This is a genomic window from Polynucleobacter sp. AP-Elch-400A-B2 (assembly GCF_018688355.1).
Taxonomy (GTDB): domain Bacteria; phylum Pseudomonadota; class Gammaproteobacteria; order Burkholderiales; family Burkholderiaceae; genus Polynucleobacter.
In genome coordinates this window covers 370,387-383,686 of the sequence record NZ_CP061317.1, presented here as the reverse complement: position 1 = coordinate 383,686, position 13,300 = coordinate 370,387, and the positions used below count along the sequence as shown (strand labels likewise).

At 42.9% G+C, this 13,300-nt stretch carries 16 protein-coding genes and 1 pseudogene; 7 read left to right on the top strand and 10 right to left on the bottom strand.

Annotation, left to right across the window (positions count from 1 at the left end; all coding sequences use genetic code 11):
* Positions 1-64: 64 nt before the first annotated feature.
* Positions 65-526, bottom strand: coding sequence for a surface-adhesin E family protein (locus tag FD977_RS02075; RefSeq protein WP_215305933.1), 462 nt, complete (start codon positions 524-526; stop codon positions 65-67).
* Positions 523-1,083 (bottom strand): hypothetical protein, encoded by a 561-nt coding sequence (locus tag FD977_RS02070; protein WP_215305932.1) that lies wholly within the window; start codon positions 1,081-1,083, stop codon positions 523-525. The genes FD977_RS02075 and FD977_RS02070 overlap by 4 nt, the downstream gene beginning before the upstream one ends.
* A 265-nt stretch (positions 1,084-1,348) precedes the next feature.
* On the opposite strand from FD977_RS02070, the gene FD977_RS02065 reads away from it, so the two are divergent.
* Positions 1,349-1,648 carry a hypothetical protein gene (locus FD977_RS02065; RefSeq protein ID WP_215305931.1) on the top strand — a complete coding sequence of 100 codons (300 nt, stop codon included), beginning with the start codon at positions 1,349-1,351 and terminating at the stop codon, positions 1,646-1,648.
* 44 nt (positions 1,649-1,692) lie between these two features.
* Positions 1,693-2,067, top strand: coding sequence for a hypothetical protein (locus tag FD977_RS02060; RefSeq protein ID WP_215305930.1), 375 nt, complete (start codon positions 1,693-1,695; stop codon positions 2,065-2,067).
* Between the two features lie 6 nt (positions 2,068-2,073).
* Here the strand turns inward: FD977_RS02060 and FD977_RS02055 are convergent, their stop codons facing one another.
* The 3 genes from FD977_RS02055 to FD977_RS02045 all read right to left on the bottom strand — a co-directional run bounded on the left by FD977_RS02055 (position 2,074) and on the right by FD977_RS02045 (position 4,049).
* The gene (locus tag FD977_RS02055; RefSeq protein ID WP_215305929.1) at positions 2,074-2,328 is read right to left on the bottom strand and encodes a hypothetical protein; all 255 of its coding nucleotides are present in this window, start codon (positions 2,326-2,328) and stop codon (positions 2,074-2,076) included.
* 178 nt (positions 2,329-2,506) lie between these two features.
* Complete coding sequence (locus tag FD977_RS02050) at positions 2,507-2,974, bottom strand: polymer-forming cytoskeletal protein (protein WP_215305928.1); 468 nt, start codon at positions 2,972-2,974, stop codon at positions 2,507-2,509.
* A 40-nt stretch (positions 2,975-3,014) separates the two neighbouring features.
* A complete protein-coding gene (locus FD977_RS02045) occupies positions 3,015-4,049 on the bottom strand; it encodes a RodZ family helix-turn-helix domain-containing protein (protein ID WP_215305927.1) in 1,035 nt (344 codons plus the stop codon).
* 230 nt (positions 4,050-4,279) lie between these two features.
* Between FD977_RS02045 and FD977_RS02040 the strand changes: the two genes are divergently transcribed.
* Complete coding sequence (locus tag FD977_RS02040) at positions 4,280-4,591, top strand: hypothetical protein (RefSeq protein WP_215305926.1); 312 nt, start codon at positions 4,280-4,282, stop codon at positions 4,589-4,591.
* Between the two features lie 101 nt (positions 4,592-4,692).
* On the top strand, positions 4,693-5,097 hold the full coding sequence (locus FD977_RS02035) for a polymer-forming cytoskeletal protein (protein ID WP_215305925.1): 405 nt from the start codon (positions 4,693-4,695) through the stop codon (positions 5,095-5,097).
* A gap of 69 nt (positions 5,098-5,166) precedes the next feature.
* Here FD977_RS02035 and FD977_RS02030 read toward each other — a convergent pair whose 3' ends face one another.
* Both FD977_RS02030 and FD977_RS02025 read right to left on the bottom strand, forming a co-directional pair.
* Entirely contained in the window at positions 5,167-5,616 is a 450-nt protein-coding gene (locus tag FD977_RS02030; protein ID WP_215305924.1) for a polymer-forming cytoskeletal protein, read from the bottom strand.
* A 162-nt stretch (positions 5,617-5,778) separates the two neighbouring features.
* A complete protein-coding gene (locus FD977_RS02025; protein ID WP_215305923.1) occupies positions 5,779-8,679 on the bottom strand; it encodes an FAD-binding and (Fe-S)-binding domain-containing protein in 2,901 nt (966 codons plus the stop codon).
* Between the two features lie 121 nt (positions 8,680-8,800).
* Here FD977_RS02025 and FD977_RS02020 point away from each other — a divergent pair, with 121 nt between their 5' ends.
* Entirely contained in the window at positions 8,801-9,520 is a 720-nt protein-coding gene (locus FD977_RS02020) for a haloacid dehalogenase type II (RefSeq protein ID WP_215305922.1), read from the top strand.
* Here the strand turns inward: FD977_RS02020 and FD977_RS02015 are convergent.
* The 3 genes and pseudogenes from FD977_RS02015 to FD977_RS10790 form a co-directional block, all read right to left on the bottom strand.
* Entirely contained in the window at positions 9,517-9,915 is a 399-nt protein-coding gene (locus FD977_RS02015) for a VOC family protein (RefSeq protein WP_215305921.1), read from the bottom strand. The two genes, FD977_RS02020 and FD977_RS02015, sit on opposite strands and share 4 nt — an antisense overlap.
* A 146-nt stretch (positions 9,916-10,061) precedes the next feature.
* Positions 10,062-10,571: a universal stress protein gene (locus FD977_RS10795; RefSeq protein ID WP_256442659.1), complete on the bottom strand. Its 510-nt coding sequence runs from the start codon at positions 10,569-10,571 to the stop codon at positions 10,062-10,064.
* A 93-nt stretch (positions 10,572-10,664) separates the two neighbouring features.
* Positions 10,665-11,333 (bottom strand): annotated as a pseudogene (locus FD977_RS10790) (TerC family protein); the annotation flags it as partial.
* 118 nt (positions 11,334-11,451) lie between these two features.
* Here FD977_RS10790 and FD977_RS02005 point away from each other — a divergent pair.
* On the top strand, positions 11,452-12,324 hold the full coding sequence (locus FD977_RS02005; protein WP_215305919.1) for a LysR family transcriptional regulator: 873 nt from the start codon (positions 11,452-11,454) through the stop codon (positions 12,322-12,324).
* Between the two features lie 3 nt (positions 12,325-12,327).
* Positions 12,328-13,296 carry a sodium-dependent bicarbonate transport family permease gene (locus FD977_RS02000; protein ID WP_215305918.1) on the top strand — a complete coding sequence of 323 codons (969 nt, stop codon included), beginning with the start codon at positions 12,328-12,330 and terminating at the stop codon, positions 13,294-13,296.
* Positions 13,297-13,300: the final 4 nt, after the last annotated feature.

Sequence of the window (13,300 nt, the reverse complement as noted above, 5' to 3'; positions counted from 1 at the left end):
GGCCAGGCGTTACGGTAGAAGATGGGCGATCTGAGTACTCACCCTAGATGAACAAATGCCTAACTTAGCTGCAAACAATCTTCTTAATATCCGACTCAGTTGTAGTAGGTTCAATTTTCATGACATTGGATTTATTTTTCTCAGAGTAAATCTCATTAAGCTTTTTCGTCTTAGCATCAAAATACATATAAGAAATTAGATAGTAGAAGGTACTGTTGTCCTTGCAATCCAGGGCGCCACTTGCGCTAAATAAGTTGAAAGTTTGGCTATTTGGGGCAGTTTGATTTTCATTGAAATGCGCGGAAACAGTAAACCAAACATAAGGCCCTTCTGCCTTTCCCCAGCCTGATAATAAATACAGGGTACTTTGAGTATTTTTACTCAATATAGTGTCTTTATCGTTCGCTAACTTTGGTTCAGATTTTTGTAAATTTGATTTAAGAGGTTGGGGCTCCTGTGAAGATTTTGCAGGGACGATCGTCACCCAAAATGACATGATTAAAAAGCTGATGACAATCTTCATCATTGCACTCCTGCTTTCTTAAAGCCTTGCCACTTCTCAAAAGCTAGTGGGATAGTTTTACTATCCTCTAGTCCATAAAAAGTTAACTCCCCGCTTTTTCTAAGAGCTAAATATACTTTGCCATTGGCGGGCTCAATTACAAAAGCGGCGCTAGATTCCTCGCAATCTGACTTTTTACACCCAGCACCTAGCAATTGGCTACCTACATAAATGATGGGTACACTTTCTTCAAGTGAATTTTGAAATGCTTCAACCTCTGCCCCAAGCATATAAGCAAGAATGAATTTTCCATTCGCACGCGTTGTCAATATCGAGGAAGAACTACCAACCAGTAAAGGAGCGTAGGTTGCTAGATTTTTTCTCAAATCATCGAATTCTATTTCTTGTTCTTTGGCAAGGATTTTTGCTGCTTTTTCTTCTTCATATTCGCCCTTATATTCCCAAACTTTGAAAGAGGCGTATGCTAAAACGAGGATGATCAATGTATAAAGAAGCCACTTGGTGAAATTCATCACCAACTTCCTTATTTTTGCAGCAGTGGATATTGGTTGTTTGGGCATAGTTCAGGCGAAATCTAGTTGATCATCCTGCAAATTGAATTTGCTATCATTAACTAACTATAAAGCAAATCTTTTGAGCCCCTCCTAAAGATAGCGGAAAAACACAATGGAGCTCAGCAAACACTAAGCAAATTCGACTTTTTTCTAATAATCACCTACTATAAAGCCATATTTATCAAATCGATGTCTAATTCACCCTATAGCCTTAGCCATCAGTTACGATTAAAAAATGCCGAAAATAATTTATTTCTAGTGTCGGGTAAATATGAGTAATCTGGATGAATCCGTTGTTAATGAGCTTAAAGAAGTTAATAAACATCTTTCGATAATCGGCGATCTCTTGCAACAAAAAGATCAAAAATTGGATGAGAGCTTAAATGTCATCCGTAAGGATCTTTGGAATATTAAAAATATTATTTCTGAGGAAGTAGCCCAAAATAAAAGTTTACAAAATGGTGTGGAAAAAACTATAGAAAATACTATAGAAAAAACACTACTGAAGTCTATAGCCTATGTATTTGCTGCGGGAATAACTTTGTACATAGTAGGCAGATTTTTTCTATAAATATTTGTAATAAGCTACTCAGATGAAAGAAATCAAACCTCGTCATGACGCCTGATACAACAAATCGCCAAAAAAGCTATGCGCATATTGCAAAACTTCTGGATTCTGCGAGCAAATCTTATGAAAATGCAGCGCTTGGTTTAGAACAAGGCGGGAGTGAAGAACAGGCTTACCAGCACATTAAAAATGCACGCGCTACACTAGAGGCAGCATTCCCAGAATTTTTTACTGTACAAAAGCCATCCCCCATCAGTAAAACAGTTTCGCAGAAACGTGATTACTCAATTATAAAAATAGGCTTAATTGCGGGATTAATCATCGGCATCTTATATACATTTGTGGTGTATGGCCCCACAGGGGATTTAAGTAAAAGCTGGAACACTGAGAATTTCCAGAAGAACGTTGCTTATCCCAAATAACTATTTTTAATCTACTGGCTTTACAGATTCGATCTTGACTGAATAATCTGTAGGCCCTGTTAATCGCCGCCAGACTGTATCCTTCTCCATCTCTCGATTGACTACCTGATAGCCTATAGAGTAAGTACCTTGGCTGGTGAGTAGATTAGTAAAACAAGTACGCACCCCATTGCGATGCGACACTTCTACAATATTATTAAAAGCTAGTGTGCGTGACTCTTGAATCAAAGTCTCGTTATTCCGAATCTCTTGGTTTAACAATATTTGTATATATTCGTCCTTACATTCAGGCAAATCCCGAGTGTAGTAGCTATAAAAAAGCCCTCCTGAAGCTAGCAATAAAACAAAGAGACCCAGAAGAAGGCGAGGGATTTTTATTGGGGCAGGCATTCTTATTTCAACACCATAAACTTACGAACGATCTTGTAGATTTTTAATATCACTCTGCTTTAGCCAATAGAACAACATTACTTGGTATCTCCTCATTACTTAAAGAGAGATTTTTTTGCTCAGCGGCATCTGGTAATAAACACCTAAGATTACCGTTGACCTTAGCATCTGGGTGCACATTAATCTGCGCATAAGTAACATCCCCAATGACAACCGCTCCAGGATAAATTTCTACGCGTCCTTTTGCGAAAACCGAACCCTCGATTCTTCCAATAATAATTGCATGTGGGCTGTAAATATTCCCCAATAAGAATCCAGTTGATCCGATTACAGCAGTATGGCCATTGCCAGAGCCCTCTTCCTCAGTCTGGGAAATATCGCCAATTAAATGCCCTAATAAAAGCATGTTTCCACTATGAATAAAGTCACCCTTCATAATGGAACCGGCCCCAACTGTAGTTAAATATGTCAGTTGAGTATCTGTATTGGGATTACTTTTTTTAGAAAATTCAAACATTTGCACACCTTAATTTTGTTTCTTTTAACTTGTGGACACTTTACAAGGAAACTTCCAGTAATTTAATCTGCTTTGCGCCTGCGTTTGGTGGGCGCACTCTCCAACCCTGAAAATACATTTCAACACTATCTAAATCCTGAGTAATCACCACAAATGGAGAGGTGCCTCGAAATGCGTAAGAAGCATTTGACTCTAAATTAACGACGGTTTGTTTCCCAGAATTATCTACAACACAAACGGCTTGCTTAATCAGTGATTTGATATTTACAGTGTCTCCCCGTTTAGAGGGATTGGGCGATTGAAAGCTGGGTAATTGCGCATCTTGTTTATAAGGGCACTGCTCACTAGGAGTAGTTTGAAGCGCTTGAGCTGGCTGAGTTTCTGGCGATTTAACCGCAGTATCAGAACTCTCGGGCTTGAGAGCTAAATCTTCATCAACTTTTACATCCTGAGCATCATTAGCTACTATGGCCTTTTGCGGGGGGCTCACCAGCCCATTAGCTAAATTGATGAGGTTAAACCGTTCATTTAAACCATAAATAGCGCCCGTCAGCACTGAAAAACTAAACAGGATTACCATCACTCTGATGGTTGCAACGCTAGCCCCGGCAGTGTTGAACTTAAACCCATGTTTTCCATCAACATGACTTAGTGATTCCTCAAGATTCAGAACCTGAGGATTTGCAAGCTCTGCGAGAGATATGGTCTCGTTTTTTAACGGGGGATTCTTTGAGCCTGAGTCAGTTCCGACTACCTCAAGTTTTTTAGGGGCGGAAATTTCTTTTTCTTCAATTGGCGTATCTAAAGTGTCGTCAGCAGATTCTGTGGCTCTAGGATCTATCAAATATGATGCTTCATCTAGCTCCAACATCCTACCAACTCGCTTAGCCGTGGCAATCTTTAATTCAAATGTGTAGAAAGAGCTCATGCCACCCTCCTCCAACTCCAAAATCATTTTGGTGGATAAACAACATGAGTTGGCAAACTCTGCCCGGGCTAGATTTTTTTTCTCTCTGGCATCTTTTAATACTGAGCCAATAATTTCTAGTTGAGCATCGTGCTTGTGAGGCCGCATTGTTGTAACGCCATTAAATTATTGCAACGCACAAATTGTCTTGAATATCCAAGACATCCCATATTTCCAGAAATAAGCATTACTTTTATTACATTGCATATTATCAAATTATCTTTAAATAAGCCTATTAAAAAGAAAAAAGTCTCAATACACTGGAATGATAGAATCCACTCATAACAATTCAAGGGCTAACAATGCAGTTAATTTGGATTTCTGGGTCTACTTCATCTATGAAGCAGATAAAAATTACCCGCAAAACCGTTATTAAGATTGCGCTTTTATCCTTTAGCGTATTTATTCTAATTGGCATGAGTATTCATTTTTTTGGCTTTAGGGTGGCAATCCGCTTTAATCCCGAAATGGCAAAACAAATGGGGGGGGCCATTTCCCGCAAGGAGATGGATGATTTAGAACTCATCTACCAGCAGAAAATCCAGACATTTCAGACCCAGCTCCCCATGATTGAGAGCAAAATTCTTACTCTTAAGAATTTAAAGGATCAGTTTGCGGAACTATCCATCCCTACAAGCACCAAAGATTAACTTTTATACCGATAGCTCAGACAGTGTCACGACCCTCCGAGCTTCCCTATAAGTTGTTAGTATTGTTATATTATTAGCTGGTACTAACTTATTCAGGAAATATGATGGCAGATAACAATCCTAAGGGGTCACTTTTTGTAGGTGAAGGGGTCATTGTCAGGGGCACCTTTGAGGTACCAGAAATGGCAGTGGTTGCAGGCCTTGTGGAAGGTGAACTGAATACCAAAGAAGTCTTGGTTGACACCTCAGGAATTGTTAATGGAAGAATCAACGCCGAAGTTGTTGAAGTCCGCGGTGAAGTTACCCAAGGTCTTAATGTCACGAATCATTTGAATGTTCGATCCAGTGCAAAAATTACTGGTCTTACACAATATGCTGAAATGAGTGTAGAAAAAGGAGCGAAGCTTAGTGGTGAGCTACGCTTAATTGATGCCCCCGTATCTTCTGTCAGTCATCCTACTGAAACTGACATTCAGCCAAAAGATGAGAATAGCGATACCGAATAAATGCAGCTTTTAGACAAAATTTCCCTTCTTGTAAGGATCTTTTGAGCACTATTGGCGGGCATTCACAAATTACTGACTTTTAATTTTATTCCAATTTGCCTGGAAAATTGCGGTTGAATCAGTTGCGCCCTCTGGTTCATCACTACTTTTGGAAATCATTAAACCGTTTAACTTGGCACCATGCTCGATTCCGAGTTGGCCATAAGTAATATCTCCACGCACTTCTGCCCCCTCATGCAACTCCACGCGCTCAGTGGCATAAATATTACCCTCAACTCGTCCCGCAACTAGTACCCTAAAAGCATTGATATCGCCTTGCACCACACCAGTGCGCCCGAGAGCAATGCTCACGTTTTTTCCTTGGCGTGATTCTATATTTCCAACCACGCGACCATCAATGCGTAAACTTTCGTTCGCAACAATTCGTCCATGAACCTCGGTAGCTGGGCCCACTATTGTTTCAAAGGACTCCATTGTGGGCTGTAGAAACTTAATAGACTGTGATTTTTTGAAAACCATTTTTCATTCCTTTAACTATCGTGCAATGAAGCAATAAGCTACTTGCTCCAATATTCCCGCCGGACTACTATTTTATCTTTATCTAGACTATCTTTACGAAATTTAAATAGTGGTCTTAATGGTTATTGGAATGTATGGGTAATAAAAGTGAGTATCTACTAACTACATTTCAGATTGATGTGCCATCAACAGCAACTCAGCCAAATGCTTGACCTTGCGCCCAGTCTCTTGCTCAATCTGCTCTCTACAACTAAAGCCATTAGTCAGAATGATGGTCTCTTGCTCGGCAGACCGAATTGCTGGCAGCAAAACGAGTTCGCCAACCGCTTTGGATATGCCGATATGCTCTGGATTAAATCCAAATGAGCCTGCCATGCCGCAGCAACCGCTATCAATAAAGTTTGCTTTAGCACCCAAAGCAGCTAACAGTGCTACATCACCCTTAGTGCCGAATAGTGATTTCTGATGGCAATGTGAGTGGACTAAGACATTACAGTCTAGCGGCGGTGGGGTATAGCCTTGCTCATGTAAGAAATCCCCCAACAAATAGCTACTCGATGCTAAAAGAGTTGCTCTTGGGTCATTTGGGAAAAACTTCAGTAATTCATCTTTAAATACCGACATACAGCCTGGCTCAAGACCGACCACTGCGATAGGCGAATTAGGATTTTCACTAATCTCACTTCCGATTACATCTAGAATTTTCTCTAGTTTCTGCTTGGCAAGATCTAGATAACCGAAATCATATAAAGGACGGCCGCAGCACAAAGGCGTTTTTGGCAAGGTCGCCTCAAAGCCTGCATGAGCAAGTACTTCCACTGCTGCATTAGCAACCTCTGGATGAAAATGCTCGCAGAATGTATCTACCCAAAGAATCACTTTCTTCTGACCAATACTGGAATTCTTGGATTGCCTAAATTGGCTTCTAAATGACTGACTTGCAAACTTAGGCAGGCTACGCTCTTGCGCTACGCCACCAACCCATTTAGCAATATTAGAAATTACGGGCGTTTGCATGATGCCATTCATCAACCAAGAGAGCTTGCTTGCCAGCGGCGCCCAATCACCAATGCGACCCATGGTCAGAGCCTGACGAGGTCTGCTATTGGTCTCGTGATAATGCGATAAGAACTCGGCCTTATAGGAAGCCATGTCAACGTGAGCAGGACAGTCACTCTTACAGCCTTTACAAGAGAGGCAGGTATCTAGAGCTTCTTTAAGCTCTTTACTTTCCCAGCCATCTTGAATAACTTCGCCCTGAATCATTTCCCAAAAGAGGCGTGAGCGTCCACGAGTAGAGAAACGCTCTTCTTTTGTGGCTCGATAACTTGGACACATCGTGCCTACTTTTTCACTACGGCACTTACCCATACCAACACAACGTTCAACCGCTCTCTGGAAGCCGTTGCCCTCTTGGCTCAAGAAATTCAGACGCGTCTTGATATTAACGATCTTATATTCCGGGCCCATGCGTAAATTCTCATCTACGCGATAAGGATGAACCACTTTGCCAGGATTGAGTTTATTTTGAGGATCCCAGATGCGCTTGAACCCATGCATCGCGCCCATCAACTCTTCGCCAAACATAATAGGGAGAAATTCTGCTCTGGCCTGACCGTCACCATGCTCGCCCGTGAGCGAACCGCCAAATGCAACCACTAAGGTTGCCGCGTCACGAATAAAAGATCTAAATTTGGCAACGCCTTCTGCAGATCGAAAGTTAAAGGTAATACGCGCATGAATACACCCATCACCAAAGTGTCCATAAAGCGAGGTTTCATATTCGTAAGAGTCCACTAGCTTCTGGAAAGCTCGCAGGTACTCACCCAAACGCGCTGGATCAACCGCAGCATCTTCCCACCCTACTACTGGATCAGGAGAATTTGGATCAATGGATAAATGGGTGGCAGATGCACCATTTTCACGAATCGACCAAATACGCTTTTGTACTAATGGATCAGACTCTAACCAAGTTGATGGTATTGGGCCCTTAGTCCTTACTTTGAAATACTCCTGTGCTTTTTCAGCCTGAGCAATTGCGCCCTCAATAGTATCATCACCAAACTCCACAACTACCCAAGCATTTCCGGCTGGTAGTAAGTCGATCTCCGCCTTTGCTAAATTACGCTCTTGCAAGCCGCGGATGATTTTGTAATCCAAACCTTCAATTGCAATGGGATTAAAAGATTGGTACTCGGGTACAGCATCGCCTGCTAAATAGATATCTTCGAATCCCAATACCAATACAACCCGTTTAGCAGGGCTCTTCACTAATCTCACCTTGGCAGCGAGCGTTAATGCACAGGTTCCCTCAGTACCAACCAAGGCCTTGGCAACGTTAAATCCATTCTCCGGCAAGAGCTGATCTAAGTTGTAACCAGAGACGCGACGTTTAATATTCGGAAAGCGCGCACGAATGAGATCAGCATAGCGATCACGTAAAGTCAGCAAGTCTTGATAGATCTGACCTTTACGTCCACCAGCAGCAATGATATCTTGCAATTCTTGATCGGATGTTGGGCCAACCCAAAAACGCTCACCGTCGTAAGTCAGAATTTCTAAAGCTTCAGTATTTTCCAGTGTCTTGCCTGCCATCACCGAATGGGCGCCACAAGAATTATTGGCTACCATGCCACCTAAAGTACAACGGCTATGAGTAGAAGGATCTGGTGCAAAAGTTAAGCCATGCAACTCAGCAGCATCACGCAGTGAATCGCAGATGACTCCAGGTTCAACAACAGCATTACCAGCTACTGGATCTAGAGCAAGAATATGGTTGCAATACTTTGAGATATCAAAGACCACCGCATTATTGACCGTCTGGCCATTCATGGAGGTGCCGGCACCACGCATGAGTACTGGAGCCTTATTGCGATGACAAATCTCGATACCTTTAATAAATTCTTCGGTATTTTTCGGAGTAACAACCCCAATCGGAATTTGACGGTAATTAGAAGCCTCTGAGGCATAAACCGCCTGATGAGCCGTATCAAAATGAGCGGAGCTTCCAAGAGCCGCTGTGAGCTCAACGTTGAGCTGCTCCCACTGAGAAATACCACCCATATTCAATCCTTGTTAGATGCAATGACCCCTTTAAGGGCATTGAATATTTTATCAACTCCCAGCCATTTCTGTTTAAGCCCCTTGTTTGACAAAAGCCCCATAGCAAGCAAGAATCTTCCTCATGAACAAAGCACCTAAGGTACTAGCATTTGATGTGTTTGGCACGGTAGTCGACTGGCATGGCTCTATAGCTGCTGAGGTGACTCGACTGGGGCTTCCGGTTGATCCCAATGCATTTGCTACAGCCTGGCGGCAAGGTTATAGGCCGGCGATGGCTCGGGTACGCTCTGGAGAACTGCCTTGGACCAAAATTGATGATCTCCATCACATGATCCTGATGGATGTTCTCAAGACATTCAAAATCGACTCTTTATCTGAAAGTCAAATACAAGATCTCAATCTCGTTTGGCATAGACTGAATCCCTGGCCAGAGGCTGTCGAGGGTCTGCACAAGCTCAAAAGTCAGTTCACGATCGTCACTCTCTCAAATGGCAATATGGGCTTATTAGCTAATATGGCAAAAAACGCAGGTTTGCCATGGGACTTAATTCTTTCAGCTGAAGTTTTCCGTCACTACAAACCAGATCCAGAAACCTATTTAGGCGTTGCGGACATCTTCAATCTTTCTGCTGAAGAGGTCATGTTGGTAGCAGCGCATAAGGATGATCTAGAGGCTGCCCATGCCTGTGGGTTACAAACAGCTTTTATTGAGCGCCCGCTGGAGTTTGGTAAGAATCATTTGCGTAATGATCTACATGTGGAGCAATTTACCAACTACCATGCAAAAGACTTTCTGGATCTTGCGCGCCAGTTAGGCGTATCAGATCCAGATAAACACTAGACGTATTCAGCAACCTCTACGAGATTATTATCTGGGTCACGTAAGTAGACCGAACGAATGGGTCCAAGGGCACCTCGTCTTGGTACAGGCCCAACATCAATAGCAACAGCATGCTTCTGCAGATGCGCAATAAAGTCATCTAAGGGAATTGCTGAAATCAAACAAAAGTCTCCCGAACCAATCGTAGGCACTTTAGCCTTGGTAGGTGTTTCAGTATTTTTATCCTGAAGATTAATTTTTAACTGCCCGAAACGCAATGAATAACGTGGCTGCCCTTCTGGTCCAGTAAAAAACTCGCGCTCAAAACCCAATGCTTTTTCATACCACTGAGTTGTAAGCTCAATATCAGTTACGGTCAGAACAATGTGATCAATGCGATCGATGATATTTTTCAAAACAAGCTCCAAGATGATTGGTAATTATTAAATAAATCTATAAAGCCATCATACCTAAGAATTTACGAGCAAGCTTATTAGTTAAATAAATTTACGTATAAAAAAATGCCCTCAAGAAGAGGGCAAAAAGAGAGCGGCAGGAAAAACTAGTCGATCACTACAGCCATCAAGGCTGTTGCAGCACCAGCACCGAGAGCTGGGATGCCCCAACGCTCAAGAGCAGGCAAGGAGCTGCCGGTGACTACCTCTAACGGAATATCACTGATTTCTAGTAGCTTGGCAGCTGTGGAGTTTTCAAATAAACGGCTCAGAGAGTTTTTCTTTGAAGTACCAAGTACGATGCGATGACATTCAAGTCGCGCAGCCTCATCACGAATAGCAGCACCCTTGTCTCCGCAAACATAGGTAAACGAAAAGTTCAGACCCTGCCTTTCGAGATAAGCGGATGCAGATGCTGACGCTTGAGCTGCCCGCTCAGCATGCCACTCATGAATTGTTTGCTTACTTAAAAATTTTCCGATGTGATGATACAAGGCAGGCTGTACATTGCATAGATGAAAATACGCATTAGGATCTTGACCATAAGTCTTTACAGCATGCTTTACTGCCATCTCTGAATTTTTTGAACCGTCTACTGGAATCAGAATTTTATTCATATTGCTTTCTCCAAAATAAGTGGGTTGCTGTGATGAAACAATATTTGCAGACTCCGGAATAACAACCGAAGGAGCAATGACCTCTTCAAGCGCACGTCTACTTCTAACAAAGCCGCTAGTTAACACACCTAATACAACTACCACTTGAATGAGGTGTTCCAAGACTGGACTCTGAGAAGCAAGCCACTCTTGAGAAATAGGCTCTGAAATCATCATTTTTGCAGCCGTCCAAGCAAGTACAGTAGCGCCCAAGTAAGTCACAGAAGGATAGCGTTCAACGAGTTTGAGTATTTGTGTAGAGCCCCAGATAACAACTGGAATACTGATGAGGAGACCTAATACGACGAGCACATAACTGCCGTGTGATGCACCTGCTACCGCAAGTACGTTATCCAGACCCATGATGGCATCGGCAATCACAATGGTTTTCATTGCACCCCAAAAGGTAGTGGAGGCATTACCGTGCTCATCATTTTCTTGCTCGGGATTCAGTAGACGATATGCAATCCAAACCAACAATAAGCCGCCTATCAGCATCAAACCAGGGATCTTCAATAAATAGACCACCACCAGTGTCATGGCGCTTCTCACTGCAATTGCGCCAACAGCGCCCCAAATGATGGCTTTTTTCTGCAGATGCGCTGGCAGATTTCTCGCAGCCATCGCAATGACAATGGCGTTATCACCCGCAAGCACCAAGTCAATGACAATAATTGCCAGTAATGCCGAAAAAAACTCCGGGCTAAATAGTTCCAATGTCATCTCCCCTAAAAATCATCCATGAATTGCATGGATTTCTATGGGCTTAATTTAGGCCGATTTGATTTAAGTTAAAAGCAGATATATATTGATAGTAATTTCGTAAAAACCTGACAATTAAATGCTCTATAACTACCGTCACCTTTACTACTTTTGGGTAGTAGCCAAAGAAGGCAGCATGTCTCGGGCCGCTGAACGTCTCAATATCGCGATTCAGACGATTAGCGCTCAAGTGCATGAATTAGAGAAATCACTCGGTTATCTCCTATTTAAGCCAGCTGGTCGCGGCATTACGCTTACGGAATCTGGATTTGCAGCCCTAGAAATTGCCGATCAGATTTTTCTCCTAGGTGAGCGACTGCCTGAAGCAGTGAGAGAGGCTGCCAGCTCCCGCAAAATCAAAATTACCGTTGGTGTCTCCGATGGCCTCTCTAAGCTCATGACTCGGAAACTACTAGAACCCATTCTGAAAAAGAATGATGTGCAGTTGATTGCACATGACGGTGAATTTGAAGATCTCCTTGCCGATCTAGCCCTGCATCGCTTAGACATAATTCTCGCTGATAGGCCTGCCCCTGCTAACAAAAATCTTCATGTCTACAGCGAAGAGTTAGTAAAGTCATCAATCGCGTGGTTTGGCCCCAAGGAACTACTCAAGCAATCTAAAAACCCATTTCCGGAATGTCTTAATGAATTACCTATCCTACTACCCACTGCCCACTCAAAGGTGAGACACTTGATAGATCAGTGGTTTGCTGAAAATAGCATCAACCCTAACATTACAGGGGAGTTTGAAGATAGCGCCCTACTAAATACCTTTGCAGCTAGCGGGCTCGGAGTCTTTCCAGCCGGGGAAAGTATCAAGAAAGATTTACAAGAAACCTATCATATTGAAATGATTGGCAAATGTGAGCATGTTTACGAATATTTCTATGCTATTCGCTCAGAAAAGAAAATTCAGCACCCACTCGTAGAAGCAATTATTAGGCGTTAAACCATGGCAAATTTCTTAGATCCCGCAATTCTCTTTTTTCTATTTGGCGCATTTGCTGGCGCTGTTAAGTCCAACCTAGAAATTCCGCCACCGATTGCACGATTTCTTTCGCTCTACCTCTTGATGGCATTAGGCCTCAAGGGAGGATTTGCCTTACATAAGTCAGGCTTTACAACAGAAATCGTCCTCTCACTAGGCCTCGCTATCTTTTTAGCCATCTTGATACCTATCATTGGCTACCAAATCCTCAGAACCAAACTCAATACTTTTGATGCGGCAGCTGTAGCCGCAACCTACGGCTCGGTCAGTGCGGTCACATTCATTACGGCTACCCAATACTTAGATCAACTCGACATCAGTTATGGTGGTCATATGGCAGCAGCAATGGCACTCATGGAGTCCCCGGCGATCATCCTGGCGATTGTTCTGGCAAACAAAGCAAGGGCTGCGCATGCAAAACAAACTCAATCAGGACTTCAACAAACAGGCATCTCAAAAATCCTGCATGAATCTTTCACTGATGGTGCGCAGCTTCTGCTGCTTGGCTCAATGGTAGTAGGCCTCGTGAGCGGAGATGCCGGTCAAAAACTCATGGCACCGTTTTCTATTGATCTTTTTAAGGGGATGCTCGCATTTTTTCTCTTGGATATGGGCTTAATGGCGGCACGAAATATGAAGGGCTTATATGGCAAACCCCCCATCACTCTGATCTACGCCATTGCCTCCCCGCTTTCACATGCCTTGATCGCACTGGGCTTGTGCAAGTTAATTGGCCTGCCACTTGGCAATACTATTTTGCTGATGGTACTTGCTTCAAGCGCCTCTTATATTGCCGTACCAGCAGTGTTGCGACATGCATTGCCGGAGGTGAATCCAGCCCTTTATATGGGCATGTCTTTAGGCATCACCTTCCCATTCAATATTATTTTGGGCATCCCTCTTTACGCCATGATTGCCAAGCTGATAATGTAAGCAG

Coding starts and splice junctions, on each gene's coding strand:
- FD977_RS02075 (WP_215305933.1), bottom strand. CDS start 526: ATGATGAAGATTGTCATCAGCTTTTTAATCATGTCATTTTGGGTGACG.
- FD977_RS02070 (WP_215305932.1), bottom strand. CDS start 1,083: ATGCCCAAACAACCAATATCCACTGCTGCAAAAATAAGGAAGTTGGTG.
- FD977_RS02065 (WP_215305931.1), top strand. CDS start 1,349: ATGAGTAATCTGGATGAATCCGTTGTTAATGAGCTTAAAGAAGTTAAT.
- FD977_RS02060 (WP_215305930.1), top strand. CDS start 1,693: ATGACGCCTGATACAACAAATCGCCAAAAAAGCTATGCGCATATTGCA.
- FD977_RS02050 (WP_215305928.1), bottom strand. CDS start 2,974: ATGTTTGAATTTTCTAAAAAAAGTAATCCCAATACAGATACTCAACTG.
- FD977_RS02045 (WP_215305927.1), bottom strand. CDS start 4,049: ATGCGGCCTCACAAGCACGATGCTCAACTAGAAATTATTGGCTCAGTA.
- FD977_RS02040 (WP_215305926.1), top strand. CDS start 4,280: ATGAAGCAGATAAAAATTACCCGCAAAACCGTTATTAAGATTGCGCTT.
- FD977_RS02035 (WP_215305925.1), top strand. CDS start 4,693: ATGATGGCAGATAACAATCCTAAGGGGTCACTTTTTGTAGGTGAAGGG.
- FD977_RS02030 (WP_215305924.1), bottom strand. CDS start 5,616: ATGGTTTTCAAAAAATCACAGTCTATTAAGTTTCTACAGCCCACAATG.
- FD977_RS02025 (WP_215305923.1), bottom strand. CDS start 8,679: ATGGGTGGTATTTCTCAGTGGGAGCAGCTCAACGTTGAGCTCACAGCG.
- FD977_RS02020 (WP_215305922.1), top strand. CDS start 8,801: ATGAACAAAGCACCTAAGGTACTAGCATTTGATGTGTTTGGCACGGTA.
- FD977_RS10795 (WP_256442659.1), bottom strand. CDS start 10,571: ATGAATAAAATTCTGATTCCAGTAGACGGTTCAAAAAATTCAGAGATG.
- FD977_RS02005 (WP_215305919.1), top strand. CDS start 11,452: ATGCTCTATAACTACCGTCACCTTTACTACTTTTGGGTAGTAGCCAAA.
- FD977_RS02000 (WP_215305918.1), top strand. CDS start 12,328: ATGGCAAATTTCTTAGATCCCGCAATTCTCTTTTTTCTATTTGGCGCA.